Source organism: Hydrophilobacter chitinilyticus, from assembly GCF_049860745.1.
Classification (GTDB): domain Bacteria; phylum Pseudomonadota; class Gammaproteobacteria; order Burkholderiales; family Burkholderiaceae_C; genus Rhodoferax_B.
Genome location: NZ_CP187561.1, coordinates 4,947,951 through 4,972,769, shown reverse-complemented (window position 1 = coordinate 4,972,769; position 24,819 = coordinate 4,947,951). Strand labels below are relative to the sequence as shown.

Here is a 24,819-nt window from a genome sequence, read left to right as displayed (position 1 = left end):
CGGTTTGCCGGGGGTAGCAGGCTTCCCCACAGAAAGAATCCATGAAAAAAACCACGATGGCCGCGCTCCTGCTGGCCGCTGTAATACCGTGCTCGGTCTTCGCAGCTGACCCCACACCCGCAGCCAAACCTGCCCCCGCGCATTGGAGCTATGACGGTGCCACCGGCCCCGCGCGCTGGGCCAAGCTTGAGAAAGACTTCCACACCTGCGCCCTCGGCCATGCCCAGTCGCCCATCAACATCACCACCTCCAAGGCCGGTACCTCCAACCTTGGCGCCATCAACTTCGACTACAAACCCACCGCCCTCCACGTGGTGGACAACGGCCACACCATCCAGGTGAACGTTGATGCGGGCAGCAGCATCAGCATTGGCGGGCAAACCTACGTGCTGAAGCAGTTCCACTTTCACCGCCCGAGCGAAGAAAAGATCAACGGCCAGTCGTACCCCTTGGTGGCGCACATGGTGCACGCCACGGCCGACGGCAAACTGGCCGTGGTCGCGGTGTTGTTCAAAGAAGGCAGCGAGAACCCGCTGGTGCAAAAAATTTGGGCCAAGTTGCCCACGGAAACCGGCAAAGAGGTGACGGTGGCCGACACCACCTTCAACCCAGCCGACCTGCTACCGGCCGAGCACCGCTACTACAACTTCACTGGCTCGCTGACCACGCCACCGTGCTCCGAAGGCGTGAACTGGTTTGTGATGGAAACGCCGGTCGATATTTCGCGTGTGCAAGTGGCCCGCTTTGGCGCCATCTACCCGCACAACGCACGCCCTAGCCAGAAACTCTATGCGCGCAAGGTGCAAGAGGGCGGTTGAGGGCGCTTAAAGAGCTTAACAACTTAGTTACGCCTTCGCGGCGTATTCTGGCCGGTCGTTCTGCTGCGGTTTGAGCGTGCCGGCCGCTTGGCCTGCCGCGCGCTCTGCGCGCCACTGCGCCTTGCGCGCCGTCCAGGCGTCCAGCCGCTCGCGGGCCACAAGGCTGTCCTTGTGCATCTGCACCGTGTCGGCCAACTGGGCCGACAACTCCAGGCGCACGCCGTTGGGGTCAAAGAAATAAATGCTTTTGAAGATGTGGTGGTCGGTCACGCCCAGCACCTCAATGCCTTCGGCCTGCAGCCGGGTCTTCATGTCTTCCAGCTCTTGCACCGTGTCCACGCGAAACGCGATGTGCTGCACCCACGCCGGGGTGTTGGGCGAAGGCAGGGAGGCCACGTCATCGCCCAGGTCAAAAAAGGCGATGAACGAGCCGTCGCGCAACTGGAAGAAGAAGTGGGTGTAGGGGCAGTACTCGCCCGTGCTGGGCACTACGTCGCTCTGGATGATGTGGTACAGCGGCAGGCCCAGGATGTCTTCGTAGAAGTGGCGCGTTTCTTCGGCATCGCGGGCGCGGTAGGCCACATGGTGCAACTGGTGGATGGCGGCGGGTGCGGGCAGGGTGGCTGGCAAGGTTTTCGAGACAGCAGAAAGGACGGCGGCCATGGCAGATCTCCAAATTTAGATGTTGGTTTGATTTACTAATAATAAATCAATTAACCATATCGTAATTCATGGAGGTGGTTTAGGTCAATTTCGGCAGCGAAACCAGGCCGCAATCCGCTTCCCCTAAGATCAACCGATACGATCGCCCGAACCAAAGACCTCTCACATTTCAAATGCTGTTTCTCGTTTCCCCCGCCAAAGCGCTCGACTACGACACCCCGATCGCCAAAGTGCCCCACACCCAGCCGCAGTTCGTGGCCCAGTCCACCGAGCTGATCGCGCTGCTGAAAACCCAGTCGCCCCAACAAATCGCCTCGCTGATGCACTTGAGCGATGCCTTGTCGGCGCTGAACGTGGCGCGTTACCAGGCCTGGAGCCCTAAGTTCACGGCCAAGAATTCGCGCCAGGCCGCCCTGGCTTTTGATGGCGATGTGTACGGCGGCCTGAACGCCCGCGCCATGCCCGAGGAAGACCTGGCCTGGGCGCAAGAGCACTTGTGCATCTTGAGCGGCCTGTACGGCGTGTTGCGCCCGCTCGACTGGATGCAGCCCTACCGGCTGGAGATGGGCACGAAGCTGCCCAATGCACACGGCAGCAATCTCTATAAGTTCTGGGGCAGCACCATTGCCGAACACCTGAACACCCGCCTGCGCGCCGATGTGTCGCCGGTGGTGGTCAACCTGGCTTCGCAAGAGTATTTCAAGGCGGTAGACCAAAAGGTGCTGAAAGCGCGTGTGGTCGAGTGCGCGTTTGAAGAGTTCAAGAACGGCCAGTACAAAATCATCAGCTTCATGGCCAAGCGTGCGCGTGGTTTGATGGCGCGTTATGCCATCACGCACCGCCTCACCTTACCCAAACAACTGGAGGCTTTTGACCTGGAAGGTTATGCTTTTGCTGCAAACGTCTCGCAGCCCGATCGACTGGTGTTCCGTCGCAAGGCCGCTTGATCTACCGTTGACCGCTTATTGCTCACCATTTGCCGATGACCCAAACGCCGTCCCAGCCGTCCACACAAGCCATCACCCCGCAACTGCGCCAATGGATCGTTGACCAGGCGGAGAGCGGCTACACCGCTGCGGTGATCTTGCAGTCGATGCGGGACGCGGGCTGGACGGAAGACGTGGCCATCCTGGCGATGGAGTCCACGCTGACGGAGCATTTGAAGGGCAAAAAAGAAGAAGCCCAACTCGCACCCGGCGTGCCCGTGCCCGAGCCCACCTTGCCCGAAGGCGGCCGCATCATCGACGCGGGCGACCGCCAGGTACAAGTGCTGTGCAGCATGCACAAGCCGCGTTTGTTGGTGCTGGGCAATGTGTTGAGCGATGAAGAATGCGAGGCGCTGATCGCCGCCGCCAACCCGCGCCTGAACCGTTCGCTCACCGTGGCCCCCAAGACCGGCGGCGAAGAACTCAACGCCGACCGCACCAGCGAAGGCATGTTCTTCAGCCGGGGCGAGAGCGACCTGATCACGCGCATCGAAGCGCGCATCGCCCGCATGCTCAACTGGCCGCTGGTCAACGGCGAAGGCCTGCAGGTGCTGCATTACGGGCCCGGCGCCGAATACAAGCCGCACTACGATTACTTCGACCCCGGCGAGCCCGGCACGCCCACCATCCTGCGCCGTGGTGGCCAACGCGTGGGCACGTTGGTGATGTACCTGAACACGCCCGAGCAGGGCGGCGACACCGTGTTCCCCGACGTGCATTTCAACGTTGCGCCCATCCGTGGCAGTGCGGTGTTCTTCAGCTACGAACGCGCACACCCCACCACCCGCACGCTGCACGGCGGCGCGCCGGTGATCACTGGCGAAAAGTGGGTCGCAACGAAGTGGATGCGCGAGCGCGAGTTCATTTGATGAACGCGTGCCCGCTTCAATGATTTAAGAAAAAAGTGCCCGCAGCGCTTGCTAGATCTGCGGAAGCAGCTATGAAAATAAAAGCAAACGGCATCGACATCGAAGTCGAGGACTCTGGCCCTGCGCGGGCCGGAGAGCCCGAGCGCGCGGTGCTGCTGCTGATCCACGGCCTGGGCATGCAACTCATCGCCTGGCCGCAACTGATGGTGCAACAGTTGGTGGATGCTGGTTACCGCGTCATCCGCTTCGACAACCGCGACATCGGCCTGAGCCAACACTTCGACCACCTGCGTGTGCCCAACCTGATGTGGACGGCCACGCGCCTGCGCCTGGGCTTTCCGGTGCTGCCGCCCTACAGTCTGAGCGACATGGCGCAAGACACCTTGGGTGTGCTCGACGCACTCGGCGTGCGGCGCGCCCACGTGCTCGGCGTCAGCATGGGCGGCATGATCGCGCAGCGTTTGGCATTGGCCGCGCCCGAGCGTTTGCTCAGCCTCACCAGTGTGATGAGCAGCAGCGGCGCGCGCCATTTGCCGTTGCCCAGTAGCGACGTGATGCGCGTGGTGATGCAACGCGCGCCCGCCAACCGCGAAGCGCAAATCGAGCAAACCGTGCACGTGGTGCAAGCCATTGCCGGCAAGACTTACCCCGTGCCTGAAGCCGTGATCCGCGAGCGTGCCGCCCGCGCCATCGACCGCAGCCACCACCCCAACGGCATGCTGCGCCAACTGGTGGCCGTGGGCTGCGACTCCGCGCGCGCGCGCGCCCTGCCACGCATCACCGTGCCCACGTTGGTGGTGCACGGCAACCAAGACGGCATGGTGCCGCTGCCCGGTGGGCAAGACACCGCCAAACGCATTCCCGGTGCGCGCTTTGTGATGATCGACGGCATGGGCCACGACCTGCCCGACCCCGTGGTGCCGCTGGTGCTGAACGCCGTGCTGCCGCACCTTCAAGCGCATCAGGCGCACACCCCTTATTAGTTTTTCGAGCCCATCATGAACACCCCAGAGCAATCCCAACTAGGCAAAAACTCCGCCTACATCGACCAGTACGACGCCTCGCTGCTGTTCCCCATTCCGCGCGCCACCAAACGGGCCGAAATCGGCATCGAGGCCGAAGGCAGGGGCAAAGTGCCGTTCTTCGGCGCCGACCTGTGGACGGCGTTTGAACTGAGCTGGTTGAACACCAAGGGCAAGCCGCAAGTGGCGCTGGCGCACTTCACCGTGCCGTGCGAAACGCCGAACATCGTGGAGAGCAAATCGTTCAAGCTCTACCTCAACAGCTTCAACAACACCCGCTTTGCCGATGCCCAAGCCGTGCGCGACCGCCTGCGCACCGATATCAGCGAAGCCGTGTGGCGCGGCAGCGATCGCCCGTCCACCGTGGGTGTGCGCCTGGTACTGCCCGAAGAATTTGACCGCGAACCGGTGCACGAAATCGACGGCCTGAGCCTCGACCGCCTCGACCTCGAATGCATCCACTACAGCCCCGCCCCCGAGCTGCTCACCGCGGCCTTTGACGAAGCCCCCGTGACCGAAGTGCTGACCAGCAACCTGCTGAAAAGCAACTGCCTGGTCACCGGCCAGCCCGACTGGGGCACCGTGCAAATCAGCTACAGCGGCCCGCAGATCGACCAGGCCGGGCTGCTGCAATACATCGTGAGCTTTCGCAACCACAACGAGTTTCACGAACAGTGTGTGGAACGTATCTTCATGGAAGTGTGGCGCCGCTGTAAACCCATCAAGCTCACCGTCTACGCGCGCTACACGCGGCGCGGCGGGCTCGACATCAACCCCTTCCGTACCAGCCACCCCGGTGCGTTGCCGCCGAACATCCGCACCGCGCGGCAGTAAGTCCAGCCTAGCCAATGCCCCTGCAAACCAGGGGCATTTTTACGTAGGCGCGCTTGACCTTCCCATGGGGGAAAGCATGAAGATAGATCACCCTCGTTCGCAACCTCAGGATTCAATCTCATGCATACCTTTCCCCTTTTCAAAACCCTGGCTGCTGGCGCACTGACGATGGCCGCCTTTAGCGCAAGCGCGCAACAAGCCGCCCCGAAAATGGACCACGGCGCCCACGGCGCTCCTGCAGCATCTGCCAGCAACAGCCCCTCCACCAAGGCCTACCTGCAAAGCGACGAAAAGATGATGAAGGGCATGAGCGTGCCTTACACCGGCGACGCCGACAAAGACTTCGTCTCGCACATGATTGCCCACCACCAAGGCGCCGTCGACATGGCCCAGGTGCTGTTGAAACACGGCAAAGACCCCGAGCTGCGCAAGATGGCGCAAGACATCATCAAGGCGCAGGAGTCCGAGATTGCATTCATGAAGCAATGGCAGGCGAAGAATGGCGTGAAGTGACGTTGCAAGATGACGCGGTGATGTGAAGTTGACTTGAGGGGTGGGGCGTACAGCCCTCGCACCAAGGCCCGCGCCCCAGCGGGTATAACCGGCGCATGTCTGCCGAATCTGCTCCATCCTTTTTGCCACCGTCTTCCGCCTTATCCGCGTCATCCGCCGTAGCCGACGACGTTTCTCTCATCACCCAACTCCAGGCCAGCGCCGAACGCTTTGAAACGCCGTGCGGCGACGGCAACGTCGTCTGGCATGCCTGGGGCCCGCAAAACACTCAGCACCCACCGCTTGTGCTGTTGCACGGCGGCAGCGGCAGTTGGACGCATTGGGTGCGCAACATCGCCCCCTTGGTTCAAACCGGCCGCCGCGTCTGGGTGCCTGATCTGCCGGGCTTTGGCGATTCAGCCTTGCCTTTCGATGGTCATGACGCTGACGCTTTGGTCGCGCCGTTGGCTGCTGGCCTGCAACAACTGCTGGGCGGTGTGCCCTTTGACTTGGTGGGCTTTTCGTTCGGCGGCATGACGGCCGGCCTCCTCGCCGCTGCGCACCCAAAGCTGTTGCGCCAACTGGTGATTGCTGGTGCTCCCGGCCTCGGCTTGTCTTCGCACCGTACCGTGCGGCTGCGCGGTTGGCGCCACCTGAGCGACCCGGCCGAGATCGAAGCCATGCACCGCTACAACCTCCTGGCGCTGATGCTGTACAACCCCGATGCGTTGACGCCACTGGCGCTGGCCGTGCACACCGGAAACGTCGGCCGCGACCGCATGCCCGGCCGCCGCCTGGCCTATACCGACGCCCTCAAAAAGGCGTTGACGCAAATCCACCTGCCCGTCACCGCCCTCTACGGCCTGCACGACGCGCTGTACCAAGGCAAGCTGGACGCGCTGGAAGAAGCTCTGTCCGTCGCGCCCAACTTCCGTGGCTTGCAGTTCATCAACGGCGCCGGGCATTGGCTGCAGTTCGAGCAGCCCGAGCGGTTTGATGCGGCACTGCTACGGGTGCTCGACCGGGAGGTCTGATCCGCACCTGTGTACTGGCTCAGCGAACCTGCAACGCCATCGCCAACTCATGGTGCCGAGACGTTGGTGCGGTCACACGCAAGGACTCTTCCAGCTCCACCAAATGCGCCCGCATGAGCGCTGCCGCCTGGTCGGCTTTGCGTTGTGTGATGGCGTCCATCAGTTCATAGTGCTGGCTGTGCCAGCAGCCCAGTCCCTCGGGGTTGGCGTAGAGCTGTGTCACCAGGCTGGTGCGAGCCACCAGTTGCTCGACCACCCGTGCCAGCTCTGAGTTGCCAGACAGGTCCGCCAGCAGCACGTGGAATTCGCCGCTGAGCCGGATGGCTTCGCGCAGATTGCGCGAGCGGTGGGCATTTTCTTCCGCCGCCAGGTTGGCCTTGAGCGCGCGGAGTCCATCGGGGCGCCACACTTCGCAGGTGCGCCGGGTGGCGGCCTCTTCCAGAATCACGCGCAACCCGTAGATCTCGCGCGCCTCTTGCAGCGTGGGGGCGGCCACCCAGGCTCCGGCGTTGCGGCGGATGCGCACCAGCTTCTCTTGCGCCAGGCGTAGCAGGGCCTTGTCGACGTGGCGGCGCGAGGCCGAGAGTAGTTCTGACAGCGCGGTCTCGGTGAGCCGGCTGCCCGCTGGTAACCGCTGGTCGACGATGGCGGCGTGTAGTTGGCGGTAAACGTCTTCTTCGGTGGTGGCGTCGGCGGACATGCGGGTTCGGTGCGGGTGGTGCGAAAGCGATGCAGTATTGGTGCCAGTTCGCCCGTCCGAAATGGTGCGGAGAGCGATCAGTCTGCGCAATTGAGCAAACAGATTGCGCGAAATCGAATGCTAACGCATTGATTTATATGAACCAATGCCTTGGTTGGCCTGGCGGTTGCAAGTCGTATGGCGAGGCTCGCGAAGCTCTTCACGACCCGCACCTAATCACCTGAGGATTGCACCATGCCCTTTGCTATCTCCACTCGCTTGCCCACCCGCTGGGCCCGCCGCCTGGGCCTTGCGACCACCATGACCCTGGCCCTGCTGGCCAGCGGCGTGGCCTGCGCGCAAACCGCCGTCAAGTTCTCGCTGAACTACAAGCCCGACGGTTCCAACGCGCCGTGGTTTCTCGCGCAAGAGCGCGGCTACTTCAAGGCTGCGGGGCTGGACGTCACTCTTGATTCATCCAACGGCACGGGCGACGTGCTCAGCCGATTGGGCAACAACTCCTACGACTTCGGCTTTGCCGACACCAGTTCACTGATCGAGTTTGCCGCACGCAACCCGCAGCAAGCGCCGGTGGCGGTGCTCATGCTCTACGCTAACAGCCCGCTGTCCATCGTGGCACTGAAGAAGAGCGGCATCACCAAGCCGATGGATCTTGAAGGCCACAAGGTGGCCGGCCCGGTGAGCGACGGTGCTTACCGCATGTTCCCGGCCTTCATCAAGCGTGCGGGCGTGGACGCGTCCAAGGTGAAGATCGAGAATGTCGACATCCGTGTGCGCGAAACGGTGCTGGCGCGCGGCGATGTGGATGCGGTCACGGGTTTTGATTCCAGTGTGTGGTTCAACCTCAAGACCATGGGCGTCAAGCAAGAAGAGGTGGTGTTCCTGCGCTACGCCGACTTTGGGCTCGATCTGTATGGCAACGCGCTGATGGTCTCGCGCAAGCTGTTGACCACGCAGCCCAAGGTGGTTGAGGCCTTTGTCAAAGCCACGGCCATGGGCTGGCGCGATGCCTTGGCCGACCCAGCAGCCGCCATTGAAGCGCTGGCCAAGCGCGACCCGCTGGTCAACAAACCGATAGAGACCGAAAAGCTCCAGTGGCTGTTGCGCAACCAGATCAGCAGTGCCGCCACGCGTGCGGGCGGCTTGGGTGCTGTCGACGCGGCGCGCCTGTCCAGCCAGATCGACACCGTGGTGAATGCGTTTGAGCTGCCGCTCAAGCCCACACTCGCCAGCGTCTACGACGGCCACTTCCTGCCCGCTGCGGCCGACCGCAAGCTGCCGCAATGAACGACTTCGATAGCGTGGTCCATGGGGCCGAGGTGTTTGTCGGCCAAAGCCTGGTGCGTTGCGACGTGGGCGTGCGCGGTGGCCGAATCGCCGCGCTGGCCGAGCGCATCGACGGTGGGCGCACACGCTTCGATGGCAGCGGCAAGTGGCTGCTGCCGGGCGGTGTGGATGCGCATTGCCATATCGACCAGCCACCCAACCCGGGCAGCGCCGCCCGTGGCGCACAGATGGCCGACGACTTTGAAAGCGGCAGCCGGTCCGCCGCGTTCGGCGGCACCACCACCCTGATTGCGTTTGCGCCACAGTTCAAGGGCCAGTCGCTGCGCGATGCCCTGCAGGTCTACCACGCACGCGCCACGGGGCGCTCGCACATCGACTACGGCTTTCACATCATCGTGTCCGACCCGACGGACGATGTGCTGCAGCACGAGATCCCAGCCCTGGTGGAAGAGGGCTACACCTCGATCAAGATCTACCTGACCTACGAGGCGCTGCGCCTGTCGGATCACCAAGTTCTGGAGGTGCTGGACGCGTCCCACAACTGCGGCATGCTCACCATGGTGCATGCCGAAAACCTCGACTGCATTCTGTGGTTGACCGACCGCCTGGAGCGGCAAGGCAAGACCGCGCCGCGTTACCACGCCGAGTCGCGCCCCATGCTGGTGGAGCGCGAGGCGACTTTCCGCGCGGTGGCCTTGGCCGAACTGGTGGGGGCGCCGATTCTTCTGGTGCATGTCTCGGGTCGCGAAGCCATCGACGTGATCGCCGAAGCCCGCGCGCGCGGCCTGCCCATCGTGGCCGAGACCTGCCCGCAGTACCTGTTCCTGAGCACCGACGACCTGCACGCCGAAGACGGCGCCAAGTGCATGTGCAGCCCGCCGCCGCGCGCCAAGGAGAACGCGCCTTTCGTCTGGCGTGGGCTGCAGTCGGGCGCCTTGTCGCTGGTGTCGTCGGACCATGCGCCGTATCGCTTCGACGAATCGGGCAAGCTCAAGTACGGCCCGCGTGCTTCTTTCCGCTTCATCGCCAACGGCATTCCTGGTCTGGAGACGCGCATGCCGCTACTGTTTTCTGAAGGCGTGATGGCCGGGCGTTTGACGCTGGCCGAGTTTGTCGAACTGTGCTGCACCGCGCCCGCGCGCATCTACGGCCTGATGCCACACAAGGGGCAAATCGCCGTGGGCGCCGATGCCGACTTCGCGTTATGGGATCCAACACGCAAGACCGTCATCGACAACGCCATGCTGCACCACAACGTGGACTACACGCCTTACGCAGGCATGCAGATCACGGGCTGGCCCACGCAGGTGTGGGTGCGCGGGGAATTGGTGTGCGACGACGGCGTGCTCAACGGCCCGGTAGGCCATGGGCAGTTCTTGCGCCGTGGCCGGCATGGAGTGCCGATGAGGGCCGCGCCGTAAAGTTGGCGTCCATTGGGCTCAACAAAAAGGTTGCGGCACGGATGTTGCGCGCCCCTTCAAGACCACCACGAACGAAGTGATAAGGAAACCCGCATCATGCATTTGGGACTGAACGGCAAGCGAGCCCTGGTGCTCGGGGGCAATCGCGGCATCGGCCAGGGCATTGCCCGCGCCTTGGCCTGCGAAGGCGCACACGTGGCCTTCACCGGGCGCGACACGGCCCGCTTGGCACAGGCGGCTGCAGACCTCCAGGCCGAAGCCGCGTCCGCCGGGCATGCGGAGGTGCAGATGGCGGGCTTTGCCCTGGAGCTAGGCCAGGTGGCCGAGTTGCCGGCCTTTGTGCAAAAGCTGACGGCCGACTTCGGCCCCATCGACATCCTGGTCAACAACACCGGCGGCCCCGACTACGGCGGCGCCAGCGGCCACAGCGTGGAGGCTTGGCGCACAGCGTTTGAAGAGATGGTGCTGCCCGTGATCGCCATCACCGATCTGCTCTTGCCCGGCATGCGCCAGCGCGGCTGGGGCCGCATCCTCACCGTCGTTTCATCCGGCGTGGTGCAGCCGCTGCCCATCCTGGGCATTTCCAACAGCTTGCGCAGCGCGCTTGTGCCGTGGTCCAAGACCTTGTCGGCCGAAGTGGCGCGCGACGGCATCACCGCCAACATCTTGGTGCCCGGCCGCATTGACACCGAACGTGTGCAACTGACCGACGAGGCTATCGCCGCCAAGGAAGGCCTCACGCCCGAGCAGGTGCGCGCGCGCTCCACCAGCGGCATCCCCATGGGGCGTTATGGCGACCCGGCCGAGTTCGGCGCCCTGGCCGCGTTTGCCGCCAGCGCGCCGGCCGCGTACATCACCGGCGCCATGTTGCGTTGTGATGGTGGCAACATCCGTTCCATTTGATTTTTTGGAGAACCTTGATGCCCCTTACCACCCCACATCTCAAACTCACGCACGAAGGTGCCCTGTTGATGCTCAACGCCGCTGTGGCCAAAGCACAAGCCATGGGCCAACCGCAATGCATCGCCATCGTTGACGACGGCTGTAACCTGCTGACGTTCTTGCGCATGGATGGCGCCAAGCTGCTGTCGCAGCAATCTGCCACCAACAAGGCCATGACAGCCGCATCCAGCCGCACGGCGACAGGCCAAGTACCCGAGGGCGTGGAAACCAAACTCGCCTTGGCTACCGGCGGCAAGGTCACCAACCTGAAGGGTGGCTTGCCTATCGTGGTGAACGGGCTGGTGATCGGCGGCATCGGTGTGGGCTCTGGCACGGGCGACCAAGACCTTGAAGTTGCGCAGACGGCGGTGGCGGCTTTTTTGGCCGCCCTGCCGTAACTGCCGTGGCTAGACCTCGCGCGTAGCCGTGATCACGCGGGCCTGGATTTTTCCGGTGATGGCGCCTGTACCGAACCGCTGCTGCAGCGCAGCTTCGGCCACATCGGTGGCGCGCGGCAAGATGTTGGCGTCGTGCGCCTCGATCTCAAGGCGCAGCGGCGTGCCCTGGCAGTAGGCCACGGCTACCGTGCGCGCCGAGTCGGCCACACTCTGTACTGTGACGGTATCGAACGTGATCGGCCCAGCAAAGCCACCGCGCAAAAGCGCGTCGGCAATCACCGCATCGTCAAAGTAACCATGCGGCAGCCGCGCCAGAAACCGAGGCGGATCGGCCGGGAACAGCTCCGCCATGGCCTGTGTCACACATTCGGCGAAGACGTTGTCTTCAATGCTGTCCCACACGTTGAACAAGAACGTACCGCCTAGCCGCAACACGCGCTGAGCCTCGGCAAAGGCCACCGCCTTGTCGGGGAAGAACATCGCGCCAAACTGGCACACCACCACGTCGAAGCTGCCGTCTGCGAACGGCAGGCGCATCGCATCCGCTTGCTGCCACGTCACCGGGCGTGTGGTGCCTATGCTCTGGGCGTGGTCCAACATGGGTTGGCTCAAATCAGTGGCGATGATGGACGTTTGGGCTGGCAATTGCGCGGCGAGCGTGCGCGTGACCACGCCGGTACCTGCGGCGATTTCCAGCACGGCTGAGGGCTGGAGCGCCGTGATGCGCCGCGCCAGATCATTCGCGTAGGGTTCGAAGATCAGCGTGACGAGGTATTGCTCGTAGAACTGGGCGATGGAGCCAGAGAAGGCTTGGGGGCTGGAAGATGTGTTCGCCATGATGTTCACCTTCGGGTCTGGGGGGAAATGTCGACGTACTTCAGATCATCATTTTTTCTTCGGCTGGGCCAGTCACAGCCGCTGCAGTTGCAAGAATTGAGAAAGTTGCAGGTGTCCGAGAGGTCCGGCCCATCGCATGGCAGATCGCAGCTTAGGTCACATACGCCGCGTTGTCGATTGAGCATCTGGCTATGAAGTTGACTGCGATGCATAGCGGCACACAGAGCGGTGCGCTGTTTGATGAGTTCAATGCCAGAGAAAACGCCGTAGCGTTGGATGGCGCGAAAGCCGAGTGCCGAGCAACTGGCACGGCCTGCGTAAGTGCGATAGGCGCAGCAAAAGCCCTTGTATGGAGAAATGTAGCGTTGATACCCTCTGATTGCAGCCAGGGCGAGAAAGCGCATTTGGTGAACCTTTAGACGGGACGGCTTGAGCCATGCTATCCAAGCCAACCCGCTAAATCAACGAAAAGCCGATCAATGTGCCCAGTCCTCGTGACGAAAAAATGCACTTGAATCGCTCTTTAGATCGGCTCTCCGATCATTCGTAGCGCTTGCCCACCGCCATCAACTCCGGCGTCCCAATCACCTCATTCAATGCATCAAAGTCCAACATCCGATCCCGCCAAGGGGCCGTGGTCTGGTGCTCCCGCAGACTGCCGTAGTAGCCCTGCAAAGTGTGAATCACCGCACGCGCCGTGCCCCCAGGAAAAATCGCAATCCGAAAGCCGCGCGCCTGCAACTCGGCCGCGCTCTGCACCGGCGTCTTGCCGCCTTCCACCATGTTGGCCAGCAACGGAATGCGGTGCGCAAAGCGTTGGCAGGCAGCGTCCATTTGCTCGGGTGTGCGCAGGGCTTCGATGAACAAGGCGTCTACGCCGCAGGCGAGGTATTGCTCGGCGCGGTCTAGGGCGGCGTCCAGGCCTTCTACGGCGACGGCGTCGGTGCGCGCCAGGATCAGGGTGTCGCGGCTGGTGCGGGCGTCGAGGGCGGCGCGGAGTTTGCCGGTCATCTCGGCCACGGGCACCACGGCTTTGCCGTCGAGGTGGCCGCAGCGTTTGGGGAAGGTTTGGTCTTCGATCTGCACCATGGCCGCGCCCGCGCGTTCAAAGCCGCGCACCGTGCGTTGCACGTTGAGAGCGTTGCCAAAGCCGGTGTCGGCATCGACGATCACCGGCAGGTTTACGCGTTCGGTGATGCGCGCCAAGGTGTCGGCCACTTCGGTGTAGGTGGTCAGGCCCACATCGGAGCGGCCGAGGCGGGTGTAGGCGATGGATGCGCCCGACAAGTACAGCGCCTCAAAGCCAGCCTGCTCGGCCACCAGGGCGCTGAGGGCGTCGTACACGCCGGGGGCCAACACCATTTGGCCGGGGCCCAAGCGTTGGGCCAGGGGGGAGAGTTCAGCCATGTTGTGGCTCCTTTAAATGTTGTGGCACCTTGGCCACCGAGGCTGCGGCGATGAAGCCGCCGGCCACGGCGCTGAGCAAACCGTTGCCCGACAAGTAGCCCCACACGGCGTTGCCCGATACGCCACGTGCGGCACCGCCACCGGCCAGCAGGTTGGGGAAGGGCGTGCCGTCTGCGCGCAGCACGCGGCACTGCGCGTCGATGTCCAGCCCGCCTTGGGTGTGGAACAAGGCGCCGGTGACCTTCACCGCGTAGTACGGGGCTTGGAGTGGGCGGCGGAAGGTTCTGCCGTTGGTTATGGTGCCTGTGGTGGTGCCCGTGGTCACGCTGTCGAGTGTGGCTTGCAATGCGTCCACAGGGCAGCCGATCACGGCCGCCAGGGCGGCCACATCGGTGCAGGTCTTCACGGCGCCTGCCGCTTCGGCATCGCAAAAATCGGGGAAACCGTGCGCCAGGTCGAGCAGTGGGCCGTCAAACACATTCCACGCCACGCTGCCGGGTTGGGCCAGCACTTGCATGGCGGCTTCTGAGTAGCCTTGGGTTTCGTCGTGGAAGCGCTGGCCTTGGGTGTTGATCTGTACGCCGCCCTCCATCATCAACGCCCACGACACCAGCGCTCCTTGCGGAATGGCCCACGAGCCGTGGCCTTGGTAGCCACCCAAGTCGGCCAGGCGTGCGCCAAGTTGCTGGCCCCAGGTGATGGCGCTGCCGTCGTTGCCGGTGTGGCCGGCGAAGATGGCGTCACGCATTTGCGGCAGCAGCTCTTGCACCATGGCGGCGTTGCCGCCGAAGCCGTTGCAGGCCAGGATGACGGCGTCGCAACGCAGGTGCTCCAGCGTGCCATCGGGGCGCTCGTAGCCTACGCCGAGCACGGTGTCCTGGTCGTCGATCCAGAGTTCGCGTACCAGTGCTTCGGTGAGGATGGGGATGTCGGCGGCCACGGCGGCGCGCTCTAGCCGCGTCATCAAACCCACGCCGGTTTTCTCGGGCACGGCGTGCATGCGGCGGGCGTGGTGGCCGGGGTACAAAAATCCATCCAGCACCACAAACGGAATGCCGTGGCGCTGCTGCAGCGCATCGATGGCGGGGGCGATGGCATTGGCATACGCGGCCACCAAGTGTGGGGCGGCGGTGTCGTGCGCTTTGGCTTGAATGTCGGCGGCAAACGCGGTGGCGCTGTCGCTGATGCCCAAGCTCTTTTGCAACGCCGTGCCGCCCGCAGGAATAAAGCCGGACGACAACGCGCTGGAGCCACTGGGTGCCGCGTCGCGCTCCAGCACCACGCAGTCGAAACCGGCGTCATGCAACATCAGCGCGGCGGTGAGGCCGCAGGCGCCCGCGCCGACGATGACTACGGGCGTGTGTGCATCTTGCGGCACCGTGGCCGGCAGGGCATTGGCGCGTTGGATGGTGGGCGTGCTCATGTGGTTGGGCTTTGCAGCGAGGCGATGAAGTCGTCGCAGGTCAACACATCGGCCACGGTGCCCATGTCGGTCAACGCGGCCTGGTGCACTTCGGGCTTGAAGGCAGCGCAGCCGTCAGACAACACCAGTGTGTGGAACTCGCGCATGTGCGCGTCGCGCACGGTGCTGGCCACACCGCCGTTGGTGACGATGCCGCACACGGCCACGGTGTCGATGTGGGCGTGGCGCAGCACCCAGTCGAGTTGGGTGTTGAAGAAGGCCGAGTAGGCCACTTTGCTCACGGCCACATCGACCCATGGCGCAATCTCGGGCACGTTGGCTTGGCCGGTGCTGCCGGGGGCGAAGTCGCCACGGCGCAAGAACGGGCGCAGGGACAGCAGGTGCGGCGCGATCATGGGTTCGCCTTGGGCGTTGGGCCAGAGCGTGAACTGGCTGGCCGCCACCAGCCCGCCTGCGGCCTTTAGGGCTTGTGCCACACGTGCCACACGCGGCGGCAGTTCCAGCGCCGGGGCACTGACCGCACCGCCACGGGCGTAGGCACCGTTGGGCGCGAGAAAGTCGTTTTGCAGATCAACGATGATCAGCGCCGTTTTGCTGGGGGTGATGTTGTGCATGGTGTGCGAGCTCATACGCGGCGCACCAGCAGGTTGCCCAAGGCGTCCACCGTCGCGGAGAAGCCGGGTTCCAGCCACACGGTGGTGTCGGGTTGCTCCATGATGGCTGGGCCGTGGATTTCGGTGCCCACGGGCAAGTCCAAACGCGGGTAACGTGCGGCGCTCCACCACTGGCCGTTGTGGAACACCTGCTGTGTGCCCACGGGTGTGGGCGGCGTGTTGTCGGTCGCTTTGGTTTCGGGCGCCAACACACGCAGGTCAAACTTGGGGCGCACGCCAATGCGCGCGTAACGCAGGTTCATCACACGCACCGGAATGCCGTCCAACACGCGGCCAAAGGCCGTGCGGTAGACGCCTTCAAACGCGGCGCGAATGCCATCGGTGCTGACCTGTTCCAGCGTCAGCGGCACTTGCACGGTGTGCGTTTGGCCGGCGTACAACATGTCGAGTGCAATGATCTCTTGCACCTTCACAAACGCCACACCGGCCGAATCCAGGCGCTGTTGGCAACTGGCGGACACATCGGCAATGCGCTGGCGCAGGTCGGTGATGTCCAGGTCGGGCAAAGCCTTGTTCAGCGTTTGCACGGCGTCGTGGCGCATGTCGGCCATCACGCAGCCCAGGGCCGAGGTCACGCCGGGGTAACGCGGCACGATGCCGGTGCCCACGCCCACTTCGCGCATCATGGCGCACACGTGCAGCGCACCGCCACCGCCAAACGGCATGTAGGCAAAGGCGCGTGGGTCGTGCCCGCGCTCGATCGACACCACACGGATGGCGCCGGCCATCTTGGCGTTGGCCACGGTCAGAATGGCTTCGGCGGCGGCCATCACGTCCAGCCCCAGTGGTGTGGCCACATGGGTAAGCACTGCGAGGCGGGCCTTGTCGGCGTCCATGGCGGCGAGCAGGCCGCCACCCAAGGGGCGGTCGGCGGCAATGCGGCCGAGCAGCACGTTGGCATCGGTCACGGTGGGGCGGGTGTTGCCCCGGCCGTAGCAGGCTGGGCCGGGAATGCTGCCGGCCGATTCAGGGCCCACTTGCAGCATGCCGCTGGCATCCACCGATGCGATGGAGCCGCCACCGGCGCCAATGGTCTCGATCTGGATCATCGGCGAGCGCACCACCATGCCGAACTCGATGGAAGTTTGTGCGGCCAGCGCGGCTTCGCCCTTGTGCACCAAAGACACATCGAACGAAGTGCCACCCATGTCGCCCGTGATCACGTCCGGGTAACCCGCCGCGTTGCCAATGGCGGCGCAGGCCATCACGCCTGCGGCCGGGCCCGACAAGGCGGTGCGCACCGGCACATCACACGCGGTTTGGCGCGACATCACGCCACCGTTGCTTTGCACGATGAGCAACTCACCGGCAAAACCCTGGGTGCGCAAGTCGCCTTCCAGGCGCTCCAAGTAACTGCCCACCACCGGCTGCAATGCGGCGTTGAGGGTGGCGGTGGAGCAGCGTTCAAACTCACGAATTTCGGGCAGCACTTCGCTGGCGGCGGTGACGTGGGTGTTGGGCCAGAGTTCGCGCACGGCGGCCACGGCGGCGCGTTCGTTGCTGGGGTTGGCGTAGGTGTTGATGAAGAACACACACACGGCTTCGCAACCGGCTTCAAGCAGCGCACGCGCTTGCTGGCGCACCTGGTCGAGGTCTACCGGGGTGTGGATGCTGCCATCGGCCAACACGCGTTCGTCGACCTCCAGGCGCAGGTCACGTGGCACCACGGGTTTGAATTCACCGCGCAGGCCCCAGGTGTGCGGGCGGTCGCGGCGGCGCATTTCCAGCACGTCGCGAAAGCCGCGTGTGGTGATGATGCCGGTGCGCGCAATCTTGCGCTCCAGCAGGGCGTTGGTGCCCACGGTGGTGCCGTGCACGATGGTGGCGATGGCGCTGGCGGAATCTGCCACGCGCTGCACGCCGTTCATGAAGCCACGCGCTTCTTCACCACGCGTGGACGGCACCTTGACGATGCGCGCGCTGCCATTGCTTTCATCCAACACAAACAGATCGGTGAACGTGCCACCCACGTCCACACCAACGATGTAGCGGCCGTCTTGCTTAGCTTCTTTGGGGCTCATGCCTTTTCCTTTGATGTTGTGACCAGACCCATTGCCAGGTCACTTTGGCGCGCGGCTTCATTGCGCTCAGCCGGTTGGCCGTAGCCGCCGCCGCCGGGGGTTTGCAGGCGCACCCGTTCGCCGCGTTGCAGGCGAATGCCCAGCATCTTGGAGACCATGGGTGGCGTTTTCCACTCGCCCTTGTTTTCATACTCGAACACGTTGCGCGCGCCCTCGCTGCCGCCGGCAATGCCCTTGGGGGCGGCCTTGCCGCGTTCGCCGAAGACAAACACCTCGGCGCCTTCTTCCAGCAACTCAATTTCGTACACGGCGCCCAGGCCGCCACGGTGTTGGCCGTCGCCGGCCGAGTCGGGGCGCAGCGCCCATTGCGTGAAGCGCACGGGGTAGGCGGCTTCCAGAATTTCCAGCGGCGGAATGGTGGCGGTGGAGATGGGCGCGTTGCCGTGGCTCAGGCCATCACCGTCGCTATGGCCGCCGTGGCCGCCGCCAAAGAAGCTGAACATCACCCAACGCTGGCCTTTGCGTGCGGCGTCTGTCCGGTGCCCAGCAATCGACAGCGCGTTGATGGTGCCGTAGGCCTGCGCCATGGCGCGGCGCGGGTCGGCCTGTGCGGTGGCGCTGAAGATCACGTCGATCATGCGCAAAATGGTTTCGGTGTAGCCGCCCACGGGGCGCGGGCGTTGGGCGCTGATCACCAGGCCATCGGGAATCACAAAGTCCACGGCGTCCAGCACACCGGCGTTGGCGGGCACGTCGGGGAACAAATGCTTCAGCGCCACGTAGCAGGCGGCCACGGCGGTGGCCAGCGAGATGTTCACCGGGCCGGCGCACTGCGGCGAGCTGCGCGAGAAGTCGAGCGTGAGGCGTTCGCCCGCCACCGTCATGTCGAGTGCGATGGTCAGCGCCACGTCTTTCACGCCATCGTTGTCGAGCATGTCGCTGAAGCTGTAGCGGCCATCGGGCAGGGCGGCGATGTGGGAGCGCATCAAACGCACGGCGCGGCTGCGCAGCTCGCCCATGGCTTGGTGCACGCGGGCATCGCCGTGTTCGTCGAGCAGGTCGTTCAGGCGGCGGGTGCCGAGCTCTAACGCGGCGAGTTGCGCGTTCAAGTCGCCCCACAGGCTGTCGGGCAGGCGGGTGTTGGCTTTGAGGATGGCGACCACGTCGTCGTCGAGCACCCCGCCACGCACCACCCGCACGGGTGGAATCTGCACCGCTTCTTGCCAGCATTCGGTGGCGGCCGGGTTGTAATTGCCGGGCACCGCGCCGCCCACGTCGTGCCAGTGCGCGGCCGAGGCCAGGTAGCAGTAGAGCTGGCCATTGCGGAAGAACGGGCGCACCAGCTTGAAGTCGTTGGCATGGGTGCCGCCCTCGTACGGGTCGTTGAACAGCCAGATGTCGCCGTCATGCAAACCGCCACGGCTTTGTGCGGCACGTGCGGCGGCGCGCACGGCGAACGCCATGGCGCCGACAAACACCGGCAGGCCGGACTTTCCCTGCACCAGCGTGTCGCCGCTGACCGCGTCGTACAAGCCGTGGCAGGCGTCGTGCGCCTCGGCAATGATGGGGTTGAATGCGCTGCGGTAAAGCGTGGCGTCCATTTCGTCGGCGATCTGTTCCAGCCGGCCTTTGAGCACGGCCAGGGTGACTGGATCTAACGCTTGTGGTACGGCTTGTGGCGCAGCTTGTGGTGTGGGGTCTGTCATTTGGAGTGCTCCTTCGCAAAGTGGGTGCGCAGCTGGTTGAGCAAGCCACCGCTTTGCACCATCTGCATTAAAAAATCGGGAATGGGTTCACAGGCCAGGCGTTGGCCGTTGGCGCGGATGACGGCGGGCGCTTGCAGATCCAGCGTGACGGCTTCGCCTTCTTCAATCAACTCGGCTTCGGGGCAGGTGAGCAGCAACAGGCCGAGGTTGAACGCGTTGCGAAAGTACAGGCCGCTGAACGATGGCGCCACCACAGCGGCCACACCAAAACGCGCCAGCACGGCGGCAGCCTGTTCGCGCGACGAGCCAATGCCGAAGTTGGGGCCAGCGGCGATCACATCGCCAGCTTGGACTTGTTTGGCGAACTCGGGGCGAACCGACTCCAGGCAATGCTGCGCAATCACGTCAATGCCGTGTTTCATGGCGTGGCCGGGGGCGAGCAGATCGGTGTCGATGTCGGCGCCGAGCTTCCATGTTCGGGGCGTATGATGTGCTGTCATGCGAGCACCTCGCGCGGGTCGGTGATCACGCCGCGCAGGGCAGACGCGGCCACGGTATAGGGCGAGCCCAGGTAGACCTGCGCTGAGGTGGAGCCCATGCGGCCCTTGAAGTTGCGCGCGGTGCTGGAGATCACGGTGGTGTTGTCGGCCAGGGTTTCGCCGTAACCCGCGCAGGCGCCGCAGGCGGTGGCGAAGAGGTCGGCGCCCGCGTCGAGCAGGATTTGCAGCACCCCTTCGCGCTCGGCCGCCTTCTGGTCTTGCTGGCTGGCAGGCGCCACCATCAAGCGCACGCCGGGCGCCACCTTGTGGCCTGCCAACACTTCGGCCGCGGCGCGCAGGTCTTCGAGCTTGGCGCCGGTGCAGGCGCCGATGTAGGCTACGTCGAGGCGTTGGCCCACGAACTGGTCTACGCTGTGGGTGTTGGCCGGGCTGTGTGGTGCGGCCACTTGCGGGGCCAGGGTGCTGGCGTCGAAGGTGTGGCGGGTGAGGGCGGCGCCTTCGTCGCTAAACCAATCGGTGCGGGCGCTGTCTTCCCATGCGGGCAGGCCTTGCGGGCGGCCGGCTTTGGCTAGCCAGGCCGCTGTGGTGTCGTCTGGCGCAATCAAGCCCACCTGCGCGCCAAGCTCGGCGCTCATGTTGGAGAGCGTCATGCGTTCCTGCATCGACAAGGCTTGAACCGCTGAGCCGGCGTATTCCACGGCCTGGTACTCGCCGCCGTTCATGCCGAACTGGCCAATCATTTTGAGCGCCATGTCTTTGGCCACCACGCCGCGTGCCAGTTGGCCCTGCCAGAACATCTGCACGGTGTGCGGCACACGCAGCCAAATCTCGCCAGTGACCAACACACCCAACATCTCGGTGCTGCCAATGCCGAACATGTAGGCACCAAACGCTCCGCCGGTGGGCGAGTGTGAATCGCCGCCCACACAAAACATGCCGGGGCGGATGTGGCCGTGCTGCGGCACCACCACGTGGCAGATGCCCTGGCTGTCGTAGACGTGGGGCAGGGCCTGCTCTTGCGCCCATTCGCGGGCGATGCGCACGATGCGGCGCGACTCGTCATCGCGTTCGGGCACGTAGTGGTCCATTACCAGCACCACGCGCGACTTGTCCCAAATGGGGGTGCCCAGTTCTTCGAGCATGGGCTTCAGGCGGCGCGGGCCGGAGGAGTCGTGGAACATCGCCAAGTCGACCTGGCAATTGACGATCTCGCCAGGCGTGACGTGCGCGCGCCCACTGGCCCGGGCCACCAGTTTTTGGGCCAGGGTTTCAGGCACCTGGGTGTGGGGTGTGCTCATGCGGCGGCTCTGGCGCACGCCCACATGAGGCGGCGCTGGGTTGGTTTTTCCATGATTGAAAACTCGCTAAGTGCTGTACTTAAGGTGCTGTTGCAGTTGCCGATGCATCAATCAAATGCCGAGATAGGCGCGGCGCAAGGCGTCGCTGCCCATGAGTTCGGGGGCGGTGCCGCTGAAACGAATGGCGCCGTTTTCCATCACGTAGGCGCGGTCGGCAATCTCCAGCGACTGGCCGACGTTCTGCTCCACCAGCAAGATGGCCAGGCCTTCACCGCGCAGCTTGGCGATCAGTGCAAACATCTCTTCGACCAGCAGCGGCGAGAGCCCGAGCGAGGGTTCGTCCAAAATCAGCAAACGCGGCTCGGCCATCAGGCCCCGACCGATGGCGAGCATTTGTTGTTCGCCGCCGCTCATGGTGCCGGCCAGTTGTGTGGTGCGCTCTTTCAGGCGCGGGAAGATGTCGAACACACGCGCCAGGTTGCTGGCACGGCGCGCGCGGGCGCGGGTGAAAGAGCCGAGCTCCAGGTTCTCCAGCACGTCCAGGTTCGGGAAGATCTTGCGGCCTTCGGGGACTTGAATCAAACCGGCTTTGACCACGTCGCGGTAGTGCGCCTGGCTCAGGTCGGCGCCTTCAAAATGCACCTGGCCCGACCATGCCTTGTAGATGCCGCAGACCACGTTGTTGAGCGTGGACTTGCCCGCGCCATTGCTGCCCAGCAGCGCCACGGTTTCGCCTGCGCGCACTTGCAGGTCTACACCGCGCAGCACTTCCACGCGGCCATAACCACCGCGCAGGCCTTTGATGTCGAGTAGCATTTCGCTCATGCTGCGGCCTCCGTGCTGATGTTGCCAGCAGTCTTGGCCGCCGCCGCGCGCAGGCGCGCCGCCGTGCCGTGGCCTAGGTAGGCTTCAACCACACGTTCATCGGACGTAACCTGTGCCGGGTTGCCCTCGGCAATCAACTGGCCTTGGGCCAGCACCCACACGTGTTCGGCCAGGTTCATCACAGCCTGCATCACGTGTTCAATCATCAGCACGGTCACACCGCTGTCGGCAATGCCGCGCACCACAGGAATCATCTCGGCAATCTCTTGAGGGTTCAGCCCGGCCAGCACTTCGTCGAGCAGCAGCAGGCGCGGGCGCGTCGCCAATGCACGTGCCAGCTCCAGGCGTTTGCGGCCGGCCACGGTGAGGTCGGAGGCGGGTTTGTCAAGCAGCGGGGCCAAGCCCACACGCGCGGCCACATCGGTGGCCAAGGCCAACGCAGGGGCGCGGCGCTTCTCGTGCAGGTGGGCACCCACGGCAATGTTTTCACGTACGGTTTGCGCGGCGAACGGCTGCACGATCTGGAAGGTGCGGGTCAAGCCGAGCCGCGCGTTGAGGTGCGGCGATTGGCCGGTGATGTCTTGGCCGTCGAGCGTGACGGTGCCGGTGTCGGGCTTCAAGAAGCCAGACATCAGCGCGAACAGCGTGGTCTTGCCTGCGCCGTTGGGACCGATCAACGCGGTGAGGCTGCCCTTGGGCACGCTCAAGCTCACTTGTTGCACGGCCTTCAGGCCGCCGAAGGACTTGCTGACGCCTTCAATACGTAAAAGCTCAGTGCGGAGAAGTTCATTTGCCATTTGCGTCTCCTGCATTGCGCTTCCACAAGGCCACCACCGATTGGCCAATGCCCGCCACGCCACGCGGCAAAAACATCACGATGAGCACCAGCACCACGCCGTAGATCACCATGTTGATGCCCGGCAGTTCGCCAAACAGATTGCGGGTGATGTCGGCCAGTGTGTGCAGCACCAGTGCGCCGAGAATGGGCCCCCAAAGGGTGCCGAGCCCGCCGACAATGGCGGCCACCAAAGACTCGACCGAAGTGGTGGAGCCAAACGCAATGCCTGGGTCGATGTACTGGAACACCTGCACGTAAAACGCACCGGCCGCGCCCATGAAGGCGCCCGACACCCCAATCGCCGCGAGCTTGACGCTGAACGGGTTGACGCCCACCGCACGTGCGGCGCTTTCGTTGTCGCGTACGGCTTGCAGCCAGGCGCCGAAGCGAGAATTCTTGATCCACCACGAGACCAGCAACGCGAGCACCACCAGGGCCAACACCAAGGCGATGTAACCCTTGCGCGAGCCAAACTGCATGTTGCCCACCGACTCACCCAGCGGCAACATCAAACCCACACCCGCGCCAGTGAACGGTACCGACAGCGCCAGGATGCGAAACACCTCGGCAAACGCCAGCGTGACCAACGCAAAGTACGAACCCTTGAGCCCGTAGCGGAACGACAACCCGCCGACAAACAGCCCCACCACGGCGCTGCCGCACGCGGCGAGTGGCAAGGCCACCCAGGGGTTGAGTCCGCCCTGCAACTGCGCAATGGCCTGGATGTAGGCACCCGTGCCGAAGAACAGCGCGTGGCCAAAAGAGAACTGGCCACCATAGCCGCCCAGAATGTTCCAGGCCTGCGCCATCAGCGCGGCGTACAACACCATCATGATGAAGTTGAGCACCACGCCCGAGCTGCTCACCAGCGTGATGGCGCCCACCACGGCGGCAAACACCGCAATGCCCAACAGTTGTTTCAGGGGATTCATGCCCGGGCTCCAAACAGTCCCTGAGGCCGAAACAGCAACACAGCGATGAAGATGACAAAGATGCCGATCTGCCCAAGCGATTCGCCCAGGTACAAACCGCCAATGGACTCGACCACGCCGATCAGCAGCCCGCCGATCAACGCACCCATGAAGCTGCCCATGCCGCCCAACACCACCACGGTAAAGGCCACCAGCACAAAGCCGCTGCCCACTTGGGGGTTGACGTAATAGGCCGGCAGCAAGAAGCAGGCGGCCGCGCCCAGGCAGGCCAGGCCGATGCCGAAGCTCACGGCGTAGACGTGGTCAACGTCAATGCCCATCAGCTTGGCGCCATGCTTTTCCTTGGCCACGGCGCGGATCGCGCGGCCCAGGTCGGTGCGGTTCACGATCCACAGCAGCACCGCCGAGACGATGAGCGCGCCGACAAACGCCACCAGCTTGGGCAAGGCGATCATGGCGCTGCCGATGGGCACGGTGGTCAGGGTGTAGGCGGTTTCGATGTTGCGCGTGTCGGATTTGAAGAACAGCAGCGCCAGGTTTTCCATGACGATGGAAATGCCCAGCGTGACGAGCAGGATGTTTTCGTCTTTGCCGTGGCTGGAGCGGTTGATTACCAAGCGCTGCAGCGCATAGCCCAGCGCAAACATGCCGGGTACCACGATGGGCAGCGCCAGGTACGGGTCAATGCCGAGTTTTTCTTTGAGCCAATACACGGCATACAGGGCCAGCATCAACGATGCACCATGTGCGAAGTTGATGATGTGCAGCACACCGTAAATCAAGGTCAACCCCAGCGCGATCAAGGCATAGACCGCGCCGGTGGTGAGCCCGTTCAAAATCGACGGGAAGAGAATGCTGAGGTCGAACATGCGAGGGGCGCGTCTTCTAAACC

At 64.0% G+C, this 24,819-nt stretch carries 26 protein-coding genes; 11 read left to right on the top strand and 15 right to left on the bottom strand.

Annotated features, from left to right (window positions below; genetic code table 11):
- Positions 1-41: 41 nt before the first annotated feature.
- A complete protein-coding gene (locus tag ACPWMG_RS22180) occupies positions 42-818 on the top strand; it encodes a carbonic anhydrase (protein WP_483301673.1) in 777 nt (258 codons plus the stop codon).
- Between the two features lie 27 nt (positions 819-845).
- Here ACPWMG_RS22180 and ACPWMG_RS22175 read toward each other — a convergent pair whose 3' ends face one another.
- On the bottom strand, positions 846-1,481 hold the full coding sequence (locus tag ACPWMG_RS22175) for a VOC family protein (protein ID WP_483301672.1): 636 nt from the start codon (positions 1,479-1,481) through the stop codon (positions 846-848).
- 173 nt (positions 1,482-1,654) lie between these two features.
- Here ACPWMG_RS22175 and yaaA point away from each other — a divergent pair, with 173 nt between their 5' ends.
- From yaaA to ACPWMG_RS22145, 6 genes are all read left to right on the top strand, one after another.
- The gene (yaaA, locus tag ACPWMG_RS22170) at positions 1,655-2,428 is read left to right on the top strand and encodes a peroxide stress protein YaaA (RefSeq protein ID WP_483301671.1); all 774 of its coding nucleotides are present in this window, start codon (positions 1,655-1,657) and stop codon (positions 2,426-2,428) included.
- 35 nt (positions 2,429-2,463) lie between these two features.
- Positions 2,464-3,336, top strand: a complete 873-nt coding sequence (locus ACPWMG_RS22165; RefSeq protein ID WP_483301670.1) for a 2OG-Fe(II) oxygenase — start codon at positions 2,464-2,466, stop codon at positions 3,334-3,336.
- Positions 3,337-3,407: 71 nt separating this feature from the next.
- Complete coding sequence (locus ACPWMG_RS22160; protein ID WP_483301669.1) at positions 3,408-4,319, top strand: alpha/beta fold hydrolase; 912 nt, start codon at positions 3,408-3,410, stop codon at positions 4,317-4,319.
- A 15-nt stretch (positions 4,320-4,334) separates the two neighbouring features.
- Positions 4,335-5,192 (top strand): NADPH-dependent 7-cyano-7-deazaguanine reductase QueF, encoded by an 858-nt coding sequence (queF, locus tag ACPWMG_RS22155; RefSeq protein ID WP_483301668.1) that lies wholly within the window; start codon positions 4,335-4,337, stop codon positions 5,190-5,192.
- A gap of 120 nt (positions 5,193-5,312) precedes the next feature.
- Positions 5,313-5,705 carry a CopM family metallochaperone gene (gene copM / locus ACPWMG_RS22150; RefSeq protein ID WP_483301667.1) on the top strand — a complete coding sequence of 131 codons (393 nt, stop codon included), beginning with the start codon at positions 5,313-5,315 and terminating at the stop codon, positions 5,703-5,705.
- Between the two features lie 95 nt (positions 5,706-5,800).
- On the top strand, positions 5,801-6,718 hold the full coding sequence (locus ACPWMG_RS22145) for an alpha/beta fold hydrolase (protein WP_483301666.1): 918 nt from the start codon (positions 5,801-5,803) through the stop codon (positions 6,716-6,718).
- A 19-nt stretch (positions 6,719-6,737) separates the two neighbouring features.
- Here the strand turns inward: ACPWMG_RS22145 and ACPWMG_RS22140 are convergent, their stop codons facing one another.
- Complete coding sequence (locus ACPWMG_RS22140; RefSeq protein WP_483301665.1) at positions 6,738-7,418, bottom strand: GntR family transcriptional regulator; 681 nt, start codon at positions 7,416-7,418, stop codon at positions 6,738-6,740.
- A 234-nt stretch (positions 7,419-7,652) separates the two neighbouring features.
- On the opposite strand from ACPWMG_RS22140, the gene ACPWMG_RS22135 reads away from it, so the two are divergent.
- From ACPWMG_RS22135 to ACPWMG_RS22120, 4 genes are all read left to right on the top strand, one after another.
- Positions 7,653-8,705, top strand: a complete 1,053-nt coding sequence (locus ACPWMG_RS22135; RefSeq protein WP_483301664.1) for an ABC transporter substrate-binding protein — start codon at positions 7,653-7,655, stop codon at positions 8,703-8,705.
- Entirely contained in the window at positions 8,702-10,126 is a 1,425-nt protein-coding gene (gene hydA, locus ACPWMG_RS22130; protein WP_483301663.1) for a dihydropyrimidinase, read from the top strand. Before ACPWMG_RS22135 ends, hydA begins: the two co-directional genes overlap by 4 nt.
- A gap of 96 nt (positions 10,127-10,222) precedes the next feature.
- Positions 10,223-11,029, top strand: a complete 807-nt coding sequence (locus ACPWMG_RS22125) for an SDR family oxidoreductase (protein ID WP_483301662.1) — start codon at positions 10,223-10,225, stop codon at positions 11,027-11,029.
- 17 nt (positions 11,030-11,046) lie between these two features.
- A complete protein-coding gene (locus tag ACPWMG_RS22120) occupies positions 11,047-11,466 on the top strand; it encodes a GlcG/HbpS family heme-binding protein (RefSeq protein ID WP_483301661.1) in 420 nt (139 codons plus the stop codon).
- A 9-nt stretch (positions 11,467-11,475) separates the two neighbouring features.
- Here the strand turns inward: ACPWMG_RS22120 and ACPWMG_RS22115 are convergent, their stop codons facing one another.
- From ACPWMG_RS22115 to ACPWMG_RS22055, 13 genes are all read right to left on the bottom strand, one after another.
- Positions 11,476-12,303 carry a class I SAM-dependent methyltransferase gene (locus tag ACPWMG_RS22115; protein WP_483301660.1) on the bottom strand — a complete coding sequence of 276 codons (828 nt, stop codon included), beginning with the start codon at positions 12,301-12,303 and terminating at the stop codon, positions 11,476-11,478.
- Positions 12,304-12,308: 5 nt separating this feature from the next.
- The gene (gene yidD / locus ACPWMG_RS22110; RefSeq protein ID WP_483301659.1) at positions 12,309-12,707 is read right to left on the bottom strand and encodes a membrane protein insertion efficiency factor YidD; all 399 of its coding nucleotides are present in this window, start codon (positions 12,705-12,707) and stop codon (positions 12,309-12,311) included.
- 136 nt (positions 12,708-12,843) lie between these two features.
- Positions 12,844-13,710, bottom strand: a complete 867-nt coding sequence (locus ACPWMG_RS22105; RefSeq protein ID WP_483301658.1) for an isocitrate lyase/PEP mutase family protein — start codon at positions 13,708-13,710, stop codon at positions 12,844-12,846.
- Entirely contained in the window at positions 13,703-15,133 is a 1,431-nt protein-coding gene (locus tag ACPWMG_RS22100; RefSeq protein ID WP_483301657.1) for an FAD-dependent oxidoreductase, read from the bottom strand. The genes ACPWMG_RS22105 and ACPWMG_RS22100 overlap by 8 nt, the downstream gene beginning before the upstream one ends.
- Positions 15,130-15,762, bottom strand: a complete 633-nt coding sequence (locus ACPWMG_RS22095; RefSeq protein ID WP_483301656.1) for a cysteine hydrolase family protein — start codon at positions 15,760-15,762, stop codon at positions 15,130-15,132. The genes ACPWMG_RS22100 and ACPWMG_RS22095 overlap by 4 nt, the downstream gene beginning before the upstream one ends.
- Complete coding sequence (locus ACPWMG_RS22090) at positions 15,759-17,828, bottom strand: hydantoinase/oxoprolinase family protein (RefSeq protein ID WP_483301655.1); 2,070 nt, start codon at positions 17,826-17,828, stop codon at positions 15,759-15,761. The genes ACPWMG_RS22095 and ACPWMG_RS22090 overlap by 4 nt, the downstream gene beginning before the upstream one ends.
- Positions 17,825-19,534: a hydantoinase B/oxoprolinase family protein gene (locus tag ACPWMG_RS22085; RefSeq protein WP_483301654.1), complete on the bottom strand. Its 1,710-nt coding sequence runs from the start codon at positions 19,532-19,534 to the stop codon at positions 17,825-17,827. Before ACPWMG_RS22085 ends, ACPWMG_RS22090 begins: the two co-directional genes overlap by 4 nt.
- Positions 19,531-20,034 carry a LeuD/DmdB family oxidoreductase small subunit gene (locus ACPWMG_RS22080; protein WP_483301653.1) on the bottom strand — a complete coding sequence of 168 codons (504 nt, stop codon included), beginning with the start codon at positions 20,032-20,034 and terminating at the stop codon, positions 19,531-19,533. Before ACPWMG_RS22080 ends, ACPWMG_RS22085 begins: the two co-directional genes overlap by 4 nt.
- Positions 20,031-21,332 (bottom strand): 3-isopropylmalate dehydratase large subunit, encoded by a 1,302-nt coding sequence (locus ACPWMG_RS22075; RefSeq protein ID WP_483301652.1) that lies wholly within the window; start codon positions 21,330-21,332, stop codon positions 20,031-20,033. Before ACPWMG_RS22075 ends, ACPWMG_RS22080 begins: the two co-directional genes overlap by 4 nt.
- Before the next feature lie 111 nt (positions 21,333-21,443).
- Entirely contained in the window at positions 21,444-22,157 is a 714-nt protein-coding gene (locus tag ACPWMG_RS22070) for an ABC transporter ATP-binding protein (protein ID WP_483301651.1), read from the bottom strand.
- The gene (locus ACPWMG_RS22065) at positions 22,154-22,954 is read right to left on the bottom strand and encodes an ABC transporter ATP-binding protein (protein ID WP_483301650.1); all 801 of its coding nucleotides are present in this window, start codon (positions 22,952-22,954) and stop codon (positions 22,154-22,156) included. The genes ACPWMG_RS22070 and ACPWMG_RS22065 overlap by 4 nt, the downstream gene beginning before the upstream one ends.
- Entirely contained in the window at positions 22,944-23,927 is a 984-nt protein-coding gene (locus ACPWMG_RS22060) for a branched-chain amino acid ABC transporter permease (RefSeq protein ID WP_483301649.1), read from the bottom strand. Before ACPWMG_RS22060 ends, ACPWMG_RS22065 begins: the two co-directional genes overlap by 11 nt.
- Positions 23,924-24,796 carry a branched-chain amino acid ABC transporter permease gene (locus ACPWMG_RS22055; protein ID WP_483301648.1) on the bottom strand — a complete coding sequence of 291 codons (873 nt, stop codon included), beginning with the start codon at positions 24,794-24,796 and terminating at the stop codon, positions 23,924-23,926. The genes ACPWMG_RS22060 and ACPWMG_RS22055 overlap by 4 nt, the downstream gene beginning before the upstream one ends.
- Between the last annotated feature and the right edge of the window lie 23 nt (positions 24,797-24,819).

What these genes read in the sequence shown, in the direction of transcription:
- ACPWMG_RS22115 (WP_483301660.1), bottom strand. Translation starts at nt 12,303, where the DNA reads ATGGCGAACACATCTTCCAGCCCCCAAGCCTTCTCTGGCTCCATCGCC.
- ACPWMG_RS22160 (WP_483301669.1), top strand. Translation starts at nt 3,408, where the DNA reads ATGAAAATAAAAGCAAACGGCATCGACATCGAAGTCGAGGACTCTGGC.
- ACPWMG_RS22090 (WP_483301655.1), bottom strand. Translation starts at nt 17,828, where the DNA reads ATGAGCCCCAAAGAAGCTAAGCAAGACGGCCGCTACATCGTTGGTGTG.
- ACPWMG_RS22105 (WP_483301658.1), bottom strand. Translation starts at nt 13,710, where the DNA reads ATGGCTGAACTCTCCCCCCTGGCCCAACGCTTGGGCCCCGGCCAAATG.
- ACPWMG_RS22145 (WP_483301666.1), top strand. Translation starts at nt 5,801, where the DNA reads ATGTCTGCCGAATCTGCTCCATCCTTTTTGCCACCGTCTTCCGCCTTA.
- ACPWMG_RS22165 (WP_483301670.1), top strand. Translation starts at nt 2,464, where the DNA reads ATGACCCAAACGCCGTCCCAGCCGTCCACACAAGCCATCACCCCGCAA.
- ACPWMG_RS22125 (WP_483301662.1), top strand. Translation starts at nt 10,223, where the DNA reads ATGCATTTGGGACTGAACGGCAAGCGAGCCCTGGTGCTCGGGGGCAAT.
- ACPWMG_RS22085 (WP_483301654.1), bottom strand. Translation starts at nt 19,534, where the DNA reads ATGACAGACCCCACACCACAAGCTGCGCCACAAGCCGTACCACAAGCG.
- hydA (WP_483301663.1), top strand. Translation starts at nt 8,702, where the DNA reads ATGAACGACTTCGATAGCGTGGTCCATGGGGCCGAGGTGTTTGTCGGC.
- ACPWMG_RS22180 (WP_483301673.1), top strand. Translation starts at nt 42, where the DNA reads ATGAAAAAAACCACGATGGCCGCGCTCCTGCTGGCCGCTGTAATACCG.
- yidD (WP_483301659.1), bottom strand. Translation starts at nt 12,707, where the DNA reads ATGCGCTTTCTCGCCCTGGCTGCAATCAGAGGGTATCAACGCTACATT.
- ACPWMG_RS22095 (WP_483301656.1), bottom strand. Translation starts at nt 15,762, where the DNA reads ATGAGCTCGCACACCATGCACAACATCACCCCCAGCAAAACGGCGCTG.
- yaaA (WP_483301671.1), top strand. Translation starts at nt 1,655, where the DNA reads ATGCTGTTTCTCGTTTCCCCCGCCAAAGCGCTCGACTACGACACCCCG.
- queF (WP_483301668.1), top strand. Translation starts at nt 4,335, where the DNA reads ATGAACACCCCAGAGCAATCCCAACTAGGCAAAAACTCCGCCTACATC.
- ACPWMG_RS22070 (WP_483301651.1), bottom strand. Translation starts at nt 22,157, where the DNA reads ATGAGCGAAATGCTACTCGACATCAAAGGCCTGCGCGGTGGTTATGGC.
- ACPWMG_RS22120 (WP_483301661.1), top strand. Translation starts at nt 11,047, where the DNA reads ATGCCCCTTACCACCCCACATCTCAAACTCACGCACGAAGGTGCCCTG.
- ACPWMG_RS22075 (WP_483301652.1), bottom strand. Translation starts at nt 21,332, where the DNA reads ATGAGCACACCCCACACCCAGGTGCCTGAAACCCTGGCCCAAAAACTG.
- ACPWMG_RS22065 (WP_483301650.1), bottom strand. Translation starts at nt 22,954, where the DNA reads ATGGCAAATGAACTTCTCCGCACTGAGCTTTTACGTATTGAAGGCGTC.
- ACPWMG_RS22100 (WP_483301657.1), bottom strand. Translation starts at nt 15,133, where the DNA reads ATGAGCACGCCCACCATCCAACGCGCCAATGCCCTGCCGGCCACGGTG.
- ACPWMG_RS22140 (WP_483301665.1), bottom strand. Translation starts at nt 7,418, where the DNA reads ATGTCCGCCGACGCCACCACCGAAGAAGACGTTTACCGCCAACTACAC.
- ACPWMG_RS22175 (WP_483301672.1), bottom strand. Translation starts at nt 1,481, where the DNA reads ATGGCCGCCGTCCTTTCTGCTGTCTCGAAAACCTTGCCAGCCACCCTG.
- ACPWMG_RS22080 (WP_483301653.1), bottom strand. Translation starts at nt 20,034, where the DNA reads ATGACAGCACATCATACGCCCCGAACATGGAAGCTCGGCGCCGACATC.
- copM (WP_483301667.1), top strand. Translation starts at nt 5,313, where the DNA reads ATGCATACCTTTCCCCTTTTCAAAACCCTGGCTGCTGGCGCACTGACG.
- ACPWMG_RS22060 (WP_483301649.1), bottom strand. Translation starts at nt 23,927, where the DNA reads ATGAATCCCCTGAAACAACTGTTGGGCATTGCGGTGTTTGCCGCCGTG.
- ACPWMG_RS22055 (WP_483301648.1), bottom strand. Translation starts at nt 24,796, where the DNA reads ATGTTCGACCTCAGCATTCTCTTCCCGTCGATTTTGAACGGGCTCACC.
- ACPWMG_RS22135 (WP_483301664.1), top strand. Translation starts at nt 7,653, where the DNA reads ATGCCCTTTGCTATCTCCACTCGCTTGCCCACCCGCTGGGCCCGCCGC.